This is a genomic window from Hyunsoonleella pacifica (genome assembly GCF_004310335.1).
GTDB classification, from domain to species: domain Bacteria; phylum Bacteroidota; class Bacteroidia; order Flavobacteriales; family Flavobacteriaceae; genus Jejuia; species Jejuia pacifica.
The window spans coordinates 232,615-245,200 of the sequence record NZ_SIRS01000005.1; the positions used below are offsets into that span (position 1 = coordinate 232,615).

The window sequence follows — 12,586 nt, forward strand, 5'->3', positions numbered from 1 at the left end:
ATATGCAAGTACTTGTAATAAACTCAGGAAGTTCGTCATTAAAGTTTCAACTATTTTTAATGCCTCAAGAAACGATTTTGTGTTCTGGATTAATAGAACGTATAGGTTTTGAAGATGCCAAGTTTAAATTTAAGACGCAAAGCGATGCTATTGAGGTTGTAACACCTATTCTTAATCATAATGAAGCTTTGGCATTGTTATCAAAACAACTTTTAGACACTAAAACAGGTATTATTACATCTACTGATGATATTAGTATTGTTGGTCATCGTGTAGTACATGGTGGTAAACACTTTGGAAACACTACAGAAATCACATCAGATGTTAAAGATAAAATTAAAGCGTTATCGTCTTTAGCACCTTTACATAACCCAGCAAACTTAGAAGGAATTATAGTCGCAGAAACCACGTTTCCCAACGCAAAACAAGTTGCTGTTTTTGATACCGCATTCCATCAAAGTATTCCTGAATATGCTTATAAATATGCCATTCCCAAGAAATATTCTGAAGAAGATAATATCAGATTATACGGATTTCATGGTACAAGCCATAAATATGTTTCACAACAGGCTATTTCATATCTTGGTAAAACACACTCTAAAATTATTACTATCCATTTAGGTAATGGATGTAGCATGACAGCTATTAAAGATGGAAAAAGTATAGACCATTCTTTAGGATTTTCTCCTGTGAACGGATTAATTATGGGTACACGCTCTGGAGATATAGATCAATCTATAATTTTTCACTTGGCTAAAAAATACAGGTATAGTTTGGAAGACGTCAATACAATGCTGCAAAAAAAGAGTGGCATGTTAGGTCTTACCGGATTTAGTGATTTAAGAGACATTTTGAGTGAAGCTGAAAAAGGAAACAAAGACTGCCTTTTAGCTCTTGAGATGAGCAGCTACCGCATTAAAAAATACATTGGAAGCTATACTGCAGTTATGAACGGACTGGATGCTATTGTATTTACAGCTGGTATAGGAGAAAATGCACCACAAATAAGAGCCCAAGCTTGCAAAGATTTAGATTATTTAGGAATTTCTATCGACAATAAAAAGAACACTATTAGGCCAAAGGATTTAACTGAAATACATGCCACAAATTCTAAAGTTAAAGTTCTAGTTATACCAACAAATGAAGAATTAGAAATTGCTAAACAAGCTGTAGACTTATTCAAAAATTAAGCGACCATTAAATAATGTTTCAACATCTATAATTGGTGGTGTATTTATAGAAATAACATTACCTGTACTAACAATTTTACCTTTTATTCCTTGTTGTGGATTTACAATAATATCATTAGAACTTCTATGAAAAATGGTAATGTTTTGAGCTTCTAAAGCTCTAGCCTCAAAACGAGAATCCCCTCCTGCCAAATTCACATTTAAATTAGTGGTACTGCCCGAAATATAAGCAATAGACAATCCATTGAATACTGCATTAAAACTAGTATTATTTATTTCTAAAATAAAATCTCCTACAGAAAACGTATCTGGAACGATAAAATCTTCAGATAAAATAGTAATTGATGGATATGTTAAAACGCCATCAGATCTAACATCATATTGCGTAGAACTTCTTATTTCAGTAATATTTGGCGAGATTACATATACTTTTGTAACACCATAATCTCTAACATAATTACAATTATTGTTATCGCTTACTATTAGTTTTCCATTTTCAACAATAGCGCTAACATCATTCAATAAATTTTCTCCCGTTTCAATAATTACCTTTTGCTCAACATCATCTTTCAAAATTAGTTCTACATCCCGATTTACAAGAATTTTATCAAAGGTTGCAAGATCTATTTCTTCTTGAATAATATTACCGGTTTTTTGAAAACAGTCATTTGCATTTTCACTATCACAAGCAAAAATTATAAGTAAAACTAATATGAAACTTATCCTTTTCATTTTAAACTATGTTTCCAAAGTATTACCTTTTTCATCTAATGGTAAAAACGGATTAAACGCTATTTCCCATAAATTATCATCTAAATCAGATACATAACCACTATAGCCTCCCCAAAACACCTCTTCAGGTTGTTTTACAATGGTTACACCTTTTTGTTCTAACTCAGAAAACAGTTGATCAACTTCCGTTTTAGATCTTAAATTATGCGCCAAAGTAAATCCTTTAAATCCATTTCCTCCATGCGGTACTTGCGCATCTTCTGCTAACTTTTCTCTGGGATACAAAGACAACAAAATGCCATTTAATTGAAGAAATGTAATCGTATCAGTACTTGAATCAGCTTTTTCCCAGCCAAATTTCTCTTCATAAAACGTAGTAGCCTTCTTTAAGTCACTAACCCCCAGTCCTACAATAGTTAATCTCTGCTCCATAATTTCAAAATTATAATCTTAAGCCAATCCCAAACTCAACAGCCTCTGCCCTAAAACCGTGTGATTTTAAGGTTACAGCTCCAAACCATTTCTTACCAAAATAACGTTTTAGTCCTGCTCTTATATACACACGCCCCTCAAACTCAAAAGGGTAATACACATAATATCCTAATTGAGATAATAAACTTGTTTTATTTACAAACAATTCATGACCTACAAATACACCAATACGTTTAAAATCTTCATCTCCTGAAAGTCCTTCATTAGGAAAGGCTACACTTCTAAATCGAATTAACTCTTTTAAAAAGTTTGAAAAAAACACATCAGTACCTACCTGTAATGCACTCTTTCTATTGATACGCTTATCTACATATCCAGAAAAAATATAAAATGGGTATTGTCCACTGCCAATTAAATCACTCTGGTTAATCCCACTTCTAAATACAACGTTATATCTTATGGGTTCTGTAAATTTTTTATCGGCTTTTTTATCTAAAGTTTTTTGATATTCTAGTACTTCTTCATCTAAATTATAAGTTACTCCTAGATTAAAAGCAATAGTATTTGTGCCATTATTAGGCGCTTTAACATTAGCATTAGAATAATGAATTAACGAAAACCCTGCTTGTAAACCAAACCTATCAAAAATGCGTTCTTTTTTGTAATTAATCATCGCATAAGTGCTACTCATTAAAGTAGAACCAAAGGCTACATTTTTAAAGTTAGTTTCTCTATCATAAGGATTAGAATTATGAGCCAAACCTTGCCCTATACGAAACATTAAATTCCTATTTAAAAAATAGAAATTGTAATGCGCATAAATAGACACATTATTACCTAAAACAGGATTATTAAAATTTTGGTACGCTAACGAAAATCCATAATCTGGATAGTTAAAGCGCTGTTCCCAATCTTCAAAGCCAAAAGTTTTCTTATTCCAGCTAAGAATAACACCACTGGGATGTTCCTGTATTAAATGCAGAATCTCATTATTGTGAAGGCCAATATAACCACCAAAATAATTCGTATCAACGTAAGAAGTATGTGTTTTGTCTTGCGCAAGAGCACTAAAACAACATAAGACTAAAAAGTAGGTATTAAATAACTTCATATTTGGGTTTCAACCACCGCAAATGTACTATTTAAAATAATGCTTTAGCAATAGCATGAACATTATCACTCTTACCCATAGAGTAGTAATGCAGTACAGGAACCCCAAAATCTAATAGTTCCTTAGATTGTTGAATTGCGAATTCTATCCCAACTTGCCTTACGGCTTTATTGTCCTTACAATCCTCTACAGCATCAATTAAATCCTGCGGTAAATCAATTTTAAATACTTGCGGTAGGAGTTGCAAATGACGTTTTACAGCTATTGGCTTAATTCCTGGAATAATAGGCACATTAATACCCATTTCTCGAGCTTTTTCAACAAATTCAAAATACTTTTTATTGTCAAAAAACATCTGCGTTACTACATAATCAGCACCAGCATCTACCTTAGCTTTCAAACGTTTTAAATCTGTTAATAAAGAAGGGGCTTCCATGTGCTTCTCGGGATATCCAGCTACACCAATACAAAAATCAGAATTATGTTCTACCTCAACATCGTCATGTAAATACTTACCACGATTCAAATCAGCAATTTGTTGTACTAAATCACTAGCAAAGGCATTGCCGCCTTTGATTGGTTTAAAATAAGGTTCATCTTTCATAGAATCACCTCGTAGTGCCATAACATTATCCAAACCTAAATAATGACAATCTACCAACACATATTCCGTTTCTTCTTTGGTAAAACCACCACACAATAAATGTGGAATGGCATCCACCTGATACTTATGCATAATAGACGCACAAATTCCCACCGTACCAGGACGCATACGTGTAATACGCTTATCTAAAAGTCCGTTACCTTTATCGATATAAACGTACTCCTCTCGAGACGTTGTTACATCAATAAACGGTGGCTTAAACTCCATTAATGGATCTATATTATTATATAAATCCTGAATATTTTTACCTTTTTTAGGTGGTATTACCTCAAACGAAAACAATGTTTTTCCGTTAGCGTTCTTAATATGGTCTGTTACTTTCATAACTCGGTTTTGTCATTCCCGCGTAGGTGGGAATTTCTTCATTAATATTTTTATTTTTTGGGCGTTACCTTCCGCTCATACCTACAAGGTTAAAAAAACCTTGCAGGATCGCTACAGGTCGGGCTTTACGTTACAAGTCCTCGCACCTCCTACGTCGGGCTGTGGGCTTTCCTCTACAATCCCTAACGCACCACTCATTCGAGGTCTCCCCTAACCCCTCCAGAGGAGAGGAACCTTACTCAAACGAATTCTCACGTATAAGTTTCCTCCCTTTCGGGGAGGTTAGGAGGGGCTTATATTAGGATGTAGCCATTTTCTAGCCTTCTCTATGTCAATGCCTTTTCTTTCAGCATAATCAGTTACTTGGTCATCCGTGATTTTACCCAAACCAAAATACTTTGCCTCTTTGTTAGCAAAATAATACCCAGAGACTGCTGCTGCAGGCCACATAGCCAAACTTTCGGTTAGTGTTACCCCAATCAATTTTTCAACATCCAATAATTCCCAAATCGTTTCCTTTTCCAGATGGTCAGGACAAGCTGGGTAACCAGGAGCAGGACGAATACCTTTATAACTTTCTTTAATCAAATCATCATTACTCAAATCCTCATCTGCTGCATAACTCCAATGTTTGGTACGTATCTGTTTGTGCAAATATTCAGCAAAAGCCTCAGCAAATCTATCTGCTATCGCTTGCGCCATAATCGCATTATAATCGTCATCTTTTGCTTTATAACTTTCAGCTAATTCTTGAGCTCCAAAAACACTCACACAAAACGCCCCAACATAATCTGTTTTTCCTGCACTTTCAGGTGCAATAAAATCTGCCAGAGCATGATTGGGAACTCCTTCTCGTTTTTTTAATTGCTGACGCAAGGTTCTAAATATCGCTATTTCTTCTCCCTTTTTCTTTACAGAAATATCATCATCATTAATCGTATTTGCTTCAAACAAACCAAAAACTGCTTTTGGTTTCAACAATTGTTTTGCAATAATCTGTTGTATCATATCTTGAGCATCTTCAAATAATTGCGTTGCTTGTTCGCCAACAACATCATCTTTTAAAATATCAGGGTATTTACCGTGTAAGTCCCAGCTTCTAAAAAACGGACTCCAATCTATAAAAGGCAGCAGCTCTTTTAAGCTTAATTGTTTCAAAATCTGTACACCCATTTCTTTAGGCTTTACAATTTCAGAAGTCTCCCAATCAATCTTATACTTTTTGTTACGTGCTTCTTCAATAGAAATATATGATTTCTCTTTACCTCGTTTTAAAAACTTAGTACGAAATTCATCATAATCCTTCTTAAGTTTTGCTACATAAGCGTTAGACGTTTTCTTGTTTAATAAATCGCCAACCACTGTTACTGCACGCGACGCATCATTTACATGTACCACAGCATTTTCATACTGCGTATCAATCTTCACTGCTGTATGCGCTTTGGATGTGGTAGCACCACCAATTAATAAGGGGACTTCAAAATTTTTGTTTTGCATCTCCTTAGCCAAATACACCATCTCGTCCAACGAAGGCGTAATTAACCCAGACAATCCAATGGCATCCACACGCTCTTCAATAGCTGTTTGTATTATTTTTTCTGGTGGCACCATTACTCCCAAATCAACTATTTCGTAGTTGTTACAAGCCAATACCACACTCACTATATTTTTACCAATATCATGTACATCACCTTTTACGGTAGCCATTAATATTTTCCCAACAGGCTCTGAGGTATCTGATTTTTCAGCCTCTATATACGGATTTAAATAGGCTACAGCTTTTTTCATCACACGGGCCGACTTTACCACCTGAGGCAAAAACATTTTACCAGCGCCAAACAAATCACCTACCACATTCATCCCAATCATCAAATTGCCTTCAATCACTTCAATCGGCTTGGAAGCTGCTTGTCGTGCTTCTTCAACATCTTCAATAATAAAAGCATCTAAACCTTTTACCAAAGCATGGGTAATTCTATCTTGAACAGTACCTTCTCTCCAAGATAAGTCAACCGTTTTTTCTTTTTTTGAGCCTTTTACTGTCTCTGCAAAATCTAATAAACGTTCGGTAGCATCATCACATCTATCAAGAATAACATCTTCAATATGTTCTAATAAATCCTTTGGGATATCATCATAAACCTCCAACATTGCTGGATTTACAATACCCATATTCATTCCATTTTGAATAGCATAATATAAAAACACCGAGTGCATCGCTTCTCGGACTATATTATTACCTCGAAAAGAGAATGACACATTACTTACTCCTCCACTAACAGAAACATTTTCTAAATTTTCTCTAACCCAACGTGTGGCTTCTATAAAATCAATAGCATTTTTACGATGCTCTTCCATCCCTGTTGCCACAGGAAATATATTTAAATCGAATATGATGTCTTCTGAAGGAAAGCCAACTTTGTTAACCAAAACATCGTAAGAACGTTTGGCTATTTCTATCCTACGTTCATAATTATCGGCTTGCCCAACTTCATCAAAAGCCATAACAATTACCGCGGCCCCATAACGCTTAATTTGAGTAGCTTCCCAAATAAATTTTTCTTCGCCTTCTTTTAATGAAATAGAATTTACAACACATTTTCCCTGCACCACTTGTAAACCAGCCTCAATAATTTCCCATTTAGAAGAATCTATCATAATAGGCACACGACAAATGTCAGGTTCAGCAGCTATCAAGTTTAAGAAACGTACCATGGCTTCTTTACCATCAATCAAACCATCATCCATATTAATGTCGATAATTTGAGCTCCACCATCAACTTGATGTCTTGCTATATCTAAAGCCTCATCAAATTTTTCTTCTTTTATTAAACGCAAAAACTTTCTAGAACCAGCAACATTAGTACGTTCTCCAACGTTTATAAAGTTGCTGTTCTCATTAAGGATTAGTGGCTCTAATCCTGACAGTTTCATGTATTTGGTTTGTTTTATCTTCATTATTTATATTGCTCAACTGTAATAAACAGCTTAGAAAATAATCCTTTTCAATTTTACTTTAGACTACTTTTAAAATCATAATTGATGTAGCGACATAATCCACAATTTTCGTCCATTTATGGTTTTAACTTTATCTTTTTTAAAACCTAACGATTGATACAGCTTAATAGCTCTTAAATTGTCTTCATAAACATCTAGCCAAATTTGTTTTGCTTTCAATTGAGTAAAACAAATTTGTTTTATCAACCTAATTGCATCTTTACCATAGCCTAGTCCTTTTTTAGAAACAACTATTCTTCTAAATTCAATAATTTTATTTTTACTAAATATCCCTGCTAATATTATATATCCAATTAAAGCTTCACTTTTCTTTTCGAATATAGATAAATGCTGTTCTTCTTCTATTATATTTTGATGCTCAGCTTTACTATATTCTTGCACAAACTGACTATCATTTTTTTCAAGAACTACAATCTTATCAAGATCATCAGGTACTGTATTTCTTATTATTATTTTATCAGTCTCATTCATTCTATATCATACTGAAACAACTTCAGCATAACTACGCGGTTTATATTTTGCCGCAATATCAGCAATTACCCTAATATGCTCAGGAGTTGTCCCACAACATCCCCCAACAATATTCATTAAGTTCTTTTTTAAATACTCTTCAATTTGAGCACCCATTTCCTCAGGAGTTTCGTCATATTCTCCAAAGGCATTTGGCAATCCAGCATTTGGATGTGCAGAAACAGCAAAGTCTGTTTTATTTGCAATCGCTTCTAAATGTGGTTGCAATAAATTAGCTCCCAAAGCACAATTAAAACCAACAGATAATAATGGTACATGCGATACCGAAATCAAAAATGCTTCTGCTGTTTGTCCTGACAAGGTACGCCCCGAAGCGTCTGTAATAGTACCACTAAGCATTATAGGGACTTCTATATTACGCTCTGCTTTTACTTCTTCTATAGAAAATAAAGCTGCTTTGGCATTTAAGGTATCAAAAACCGTTTCCACTAACAGTATATCGGCACCACCATCTAATAACGCTTCAACTTGCTGCTTATAAGCGATGCGCAACTCATCGAACGTTACAGCACGATATCCAGGGTCATTTACATCTGGCGACATACTTGCAGTACGGTTTGTAGGACCAATAGACCCCGCTACAAATCTTGGTTTATGTGGTTCTTTTGCAGTAAATTCATCAGCTACTTCTCTGGCTATTCTTGCTGATTCGTAATTAAGCTCATACACCAAATCTTCCATTTGGTAATCTGCCATAGCGATAGTTGTACCCGAAAAGGTATTGGTCTCTGCAATATCGGCACCGGCTTCAAAATACTTGGCATGAATGGTTTTTATAGCTTCAGGCTGCGTTATAGATAACAAATCATTATTACCCTGTAATGGAGTTGGATAATCCTTAAAACGCTTACCTCTATAATCTTCTTCCGTAAATTTATAAGCCTGTATCATGGTACCCATTGCACCATCTAATATTAAAATGCGCTCTTTTAACGCCTCGTATATTTTTGACATTTTCAATTTCTTTGACATCTACAGGGTTTTTAAAACCTTGTAGAAAATTTCAGATATTATTCAAACAATGTTGATGATAAATACCTGTCGCCTCTATCACAAATTATAGCTACTATAACACCTTCATCAATAGACTCTGCTGTTTTTAAAGCACAATACATAGAGCCACCACTGCTCATACCTGCAAAAACACCTTCCTCTTTAGCCAAACTTATAGTGGTAGCTTTAGCATCTTCTTCAGAAACATCAATAACAGTATCCACTCTAGAGCGCTCAAAAAACTTAGGCACATAATCTGGTGACCACTTTCTAATCCCAGGAATTCTTGCGCCATCCGCAGGTTGTGCACCTACAATATGGATATCTGGATTTTGCTCTTTCAAAAATCTTGATGTTCCCATTATAGTTCCCGTAGTACCCATAGTAGCCACAAAATGTGTAATCTCACCTTCGGTATCTCTCCAAATTTCTGGCCCTGTAGTTTTATAATGTGCTTTCCAGTTGTCATCATTTTCAAACTGATTCAACAATGTGTAGCATTTTTCATCACGAAGTTTAAAGGCTAAATCTCGTGAACCTTCAATACCTATATCTGCAGGTGTTAAAATTACCTCAGCACCATAGGCGCGCATTGTTTTCACACGCTCTTCAGTAGAATTCTCAGGCATAATTAATACCATATTTAAACCTAAAAGCTTCGAAATAAAAGCTAATGCAATCCCTGTATTTCCACTAGTAGCTTCAACTAAAGTGCCTCCTTTTTTTATGTCGCCGCGTTTTAGAGCTTCGTTTATCATATTAAAAGCTGGCCTATCTTTTACACTGCCACCTGGGTTGTTCCCTTCTAACTTCAAAAACAGTTTTACCCCATTTTTTTTAAGCAGATGCGTTACCTCTACCAAAGGTGTATTTCCAATCTGGCCAATAATGCTATTCTCGTATGCCATTCTTTTTCGGTCTTATTTTAATTTCTGTTTGATAGGTTACCAATGAATTTTCTGGAACAGACTGGGTAATCCAAACATTAGCTCCAATAATACTGTTTGCGCCAATAACAATGTCGCCTCCTAAAACTGTGGCATTTGCATAAATGCACACTCCATCTTCTATAGTAGGATGACGCTTAGTTTTTGCTAAACTTTTAGATATGGAAACACCTCCTAGTGTAACTCCTTGATACATTTTTACATTCTTACCAATAATAGCAGTTTCTCCAACTACAATTCCAGTACCATGATCTATATAAAACGACTCACCAATAGTAGCACCTGGATGAATATCAATACCTGTCATACCATGCGCATATTCACTCATCATTCTAGGTAAAATATACACATTGCGCTTATACAAAGCATGACTTAACCTGTGAATTGATATCGCATGAAACCCAGGGTAGGCCAAATAAATTTCTTGTAAACAGTGCGATGCGGGGTCGTTCTGTTCAAATGCAACAGCATCTAAATCCAGCTTTTTTCTAATCTTAGGTAATTCTGCCTTAAAACTATCCCAAATAGTAGCACCGTTTTCTATCTCTAAAGCAGTAAGAATCTTCAAAAACGTTTTCTCCAAATAGTCACTATGCTCCTCTTCCTGCTCACAATCAAACAAGGAGTAAAACAAGCGTTTTGTAAAGGTTTTAGCCGTATCTTTTAAGCAAACGTTATAACTTTTCATGTGATAATATCTATTGGCTCTTACAAGCCATGTGTGACCTTTTAATTTCAGTTGATAAAAGTAAAACTTATCTCTGTAAATCTCATTGTTATGAAACATTAAATCCTACAAAGCTTTTACACCTTGCAGGATTATGTTTTTATGTTCTTTTTGAGCGCCTGCGTGAGGCAAGCAGGTTACCCACTACCGATAGCTATCAGGACAACGCGGGCAATATCCGCCAAAGTTATTTTCAAACTTAATTAATGGCTTGTACTACAGCTTTTGGTGCTTCTTTTCTAGTACCATCAAATCCATCAATACCACTAACAGTAGTGTACTTTAAAACAAATTTCTTACCAGGATTTATAATTTTATAAGCCGCTTGACACATAATAGTAGCTTCATGGAAACCACATAATATCAACTTTAGTTTTCCAGGATAATAGTTACCATCTCCAATTGCAAAAATCCCAGGAATATTAGTTTGGTAATCTAAAGCATTATTCACTTTAATAGCATTTTTTTCAATCTCTAAGCCCCAGTTTGCAATAGGTCCTAATTTAGGCGACAACCCAAATAATGGAATAAAATGATCAGTCTCTATTCGAATTGGTTCCTCTCCCTTTTTGGTAATTTCTATAGCCTCAACCTTATCGTCTCCTAAAATATCGGTAACCTCAGCAGGTGTAATTAAAGTGATTTTACCATCATTTTTTAAGTCTTGTACTTTTTCAACAGAGTCTAAATGTCCTCTAAACTCATTACGTCTATGTACTAAGGTTACACTCTTTGCTACATCGGCTAAAAATATACTCCAATCTAAAGCAGAATCTCCTCCACCAGCTATTACTACATTTTTATCACGGTATATTTCTGGCTCTTTAATCATATATTCCACACCTTTATCCTCATACTTAGCAAGGTTTTCAAGTTGTGGTTTTCTTGGTTCAAAACTTCCTAAACCACTAGCAATCGCTACAACTGGTGCTTGATGTTGTGTACCTTTGTTGGTAGTTACAATAAAAGAGCCATCCTCTTGCTTCTCAATAGTCTCAGCACGCTCACCTAATGTAAATCCAGGTTCAAATTGCTTTCCTTGTTCCAACAAATTTTTGGTTAAATCCCCAGCTAAAATCTCTGGAAACGCAGGGATATCATAAATAGGTTTCTTAGGATAAATTTCAGAACACTGTCCACCTGGTTGTGGTAATGCGTCAATTAAATGACATTTTAATTTTAATAATCCTGCTTCAAATACAGTAAATAACCCTGTAGGGCCAGCACCAATTACAATTATATCTGTTTTTATCATTTTTTAAAAATTTGCTTTTAGCTATTTGCTTTTAGCCATTCGCTAGTTGCTAATCGCAAAAAGCTAGGGGCTAATCGTCATTTTATTTCTTACTAATTAGTCCTTTGGTAAATTCGTTAAGTGTTTCCACTTTCTCCTCGAAATCTCCTTTTATTGTTTTTCTATACTCGTTTAAATTCTTTACTAAATCGTCAATATTTTCAGGTATTACAGCCTCAAAAAATTGTCGTAACCGTTTTGCTGTTGTTGGCGATTTTCCATTTGTGGAAATAGCTACTTTCACATTGCCTTTGGTTACAATACCGCCCATATAAAAATCGCAATACGGTGGATTATCTGCTACATTAACCAATTTCGCTTCGGCTCTACAATCTTTCCACACCTGAACGTTTACTTCAGGCACATCAGTCGTTGCAACTACAATATGCTTTCCTTCCAAATACTTTTTTTGGTAGGTATCTTCAATTAAAGTGACACACCCTTTTTTTGCCAATGCGGTTGTACCTTCTCTAAACATGGGAGATATCATGGTTACATGCGCATCCGGACTCGATTTTAATAAGAACGTTAGCTTTTCTTCTGCTACAAATCCACCTCCAACAATAAGTACATTTAAGTTTTTAGTCTTTAAAAAAATAGGATATAAATTATTACGTTCCATA

At 35.0% G+C, this 12,586-nt stretch carries 12 protein-coding genes; 1 reads left to right on the plus strand and 11 read right to left on the minus strand.

The genetic code is table 11. The features are described from left to right. Positions 1-2 precede the first annotated feature (2 nt). Entirely contained in the window at positions 3-1,190 is a 1,188-nt protein-coding gene (locus EYD46_RS13035; RefSeq protein WP_130937614.1) for an acetate/propionate family kinase, read from the plus strand. Here the strand turns inward: EYD46_RS13035 and EYD46_RS13040 are convergent. The 11 genes from EYD46_RS13040 to EYD46_RS13090 all read right to left on the minus strand — a co-directional run bounded on the left by EYD46_RS13040 (position 1,176) and on the right by EYD46_RS13090 (position 12,585). Then, a complete protein-coding gene (locus tag EYD46_RS13040) occupies positions 1,176-1,922 on the minus strand; it encodes a head GIN domain-containing protein (RefSeq protein WP_130937615.1) in 747 nt (248 codons plus the stop codon). The genes EYD46_RS13035 and EYD46_RS13040 overlap by 15 nt on opposite strands. A 6-nt stretch (positions 1,923-1,928) precedes the next feature. Beyond that, positions 1,929-2,354 (minus strand): VOC family protein, encoded by a 426-nt coding sequence (locus EYD46_RS13045; RefSeq protein WP_130937616.1) that lies wholly within the window; start codon positions 2,352-2,354, stop codon positions 1,929-1,931. A 10-nt stretch (positions 2,355-2,364) separates the two neighbouring features. Continuing rightward, complete coding sequence (locus tag EYD46_RS13050; protein WP_130937617.1) at positions 2,365-3,465, minus strand: acyloxyacyl hydrolase; 1,101 nt, start codon at positions 3,463-3,465, stop codon at positions 2,365-2,367. A 31-nt stretch (positions 3,466-3,496) separates the two neighbouring features. Beyond that, positions 3,497-4,453: a methylenetetrahydrofolate reductase [NAD(P)H] gene (gene metF / locus EYD46_RS13055; RefSeq protein WP_130937618.1), complete on the minus strand. Its 957-nt coding sequence runs from the start codon at positions 4,451-4,453 to the stop codon at positions 3,497-3,499. Positions 4,454-4,735: 282 nt separating this feature from the next. Beyond that, positions 4,736-7,411, minus strand: a complete 2,676-nt coding sequence (metH, locus tag EYD46_RS13060; RefSeq protein ID WP_130937619.1) for a methionine synthase — start codon at positions 7,409-7,411, stop codon at positions 4,736-4,738. Between the two features lie 75 nt (positions 7,412-7,486). Continuing rightward, complete coding sequence (locus EYD46_RS13065) at positions 7,487-7,942, minus strand: GNAT family N-acetyltransferase (protein ID WP_130937620.1); 456 nt, start codon at positions 7,940-7,942, stop codon at positions 7,487-7,489. Positions 7,943-7,948: 6 nt separating this feature from the next. After that, complete coding sequence (locus EYD46_RS13070) at positions 7,949-8,956, minus strand: homocysteine S-methyltransferase family protein (RefSeq protein ID WP_130937621.1); 1,008 nt, start codon at positions 8,954-8,956, stop codon at positions 7,949-7,951. A gap of 56 nt (positions 8,957-9,012) precedes the next feature. After that, on the minus strand, positions 9,013-9,903 hold the full coding sequence (gene cysM, locus EYD46_RS13075) for a cysteine synthase CysM (RefSeq protein WP_130937622.1): 891 nt from the start codon (positions 9,901-9,903) through the stop codon (positions 9,013-9,015). Next, positions 9,887-10,630: a serine O-acetyltransferase EpsC gene (gene epsC, locus EYD46_RS13080; RefSeq protein WP_130937623.1), complete on the minus strand. Its 744-nt coding sequence runs from the start codon at positions 10,628-10,630 to the stop codon at positions 9,887-9,889. Before epsC ends, cysM begins: the two co-directional genes overlap by 17 nt. 238 nt (positions 10,631-10,868) lie before the next feature. Continuing rightward, on the minus strand, positions 10,869-11,924 hold the full coding sequence (locus EYD46_RS13085; protein ID WP_130937624.1) for an NAD(P)/FAD-dependent oxidoreductase: 1,056 nt from the start codon (positions 11,922-11,924) through the stop codon (positions 10,869-10,871). Between the two features lie 82 nt (positions 11,925-12,006). Next, positions 12,007-12,585, minus strand: a complete 579-nt coding sequence (locus tag EYD46_RS13090) for a precorrin-2 dehydrogenase/sirohydrochlorin ferrochelatase family protein (protein ID WP_130937625.1) — start codon at positions 12,583-12,585, stop codon at positions 12,007-12,009. Position 12,586: the final 1 nt, after the last annotated feature.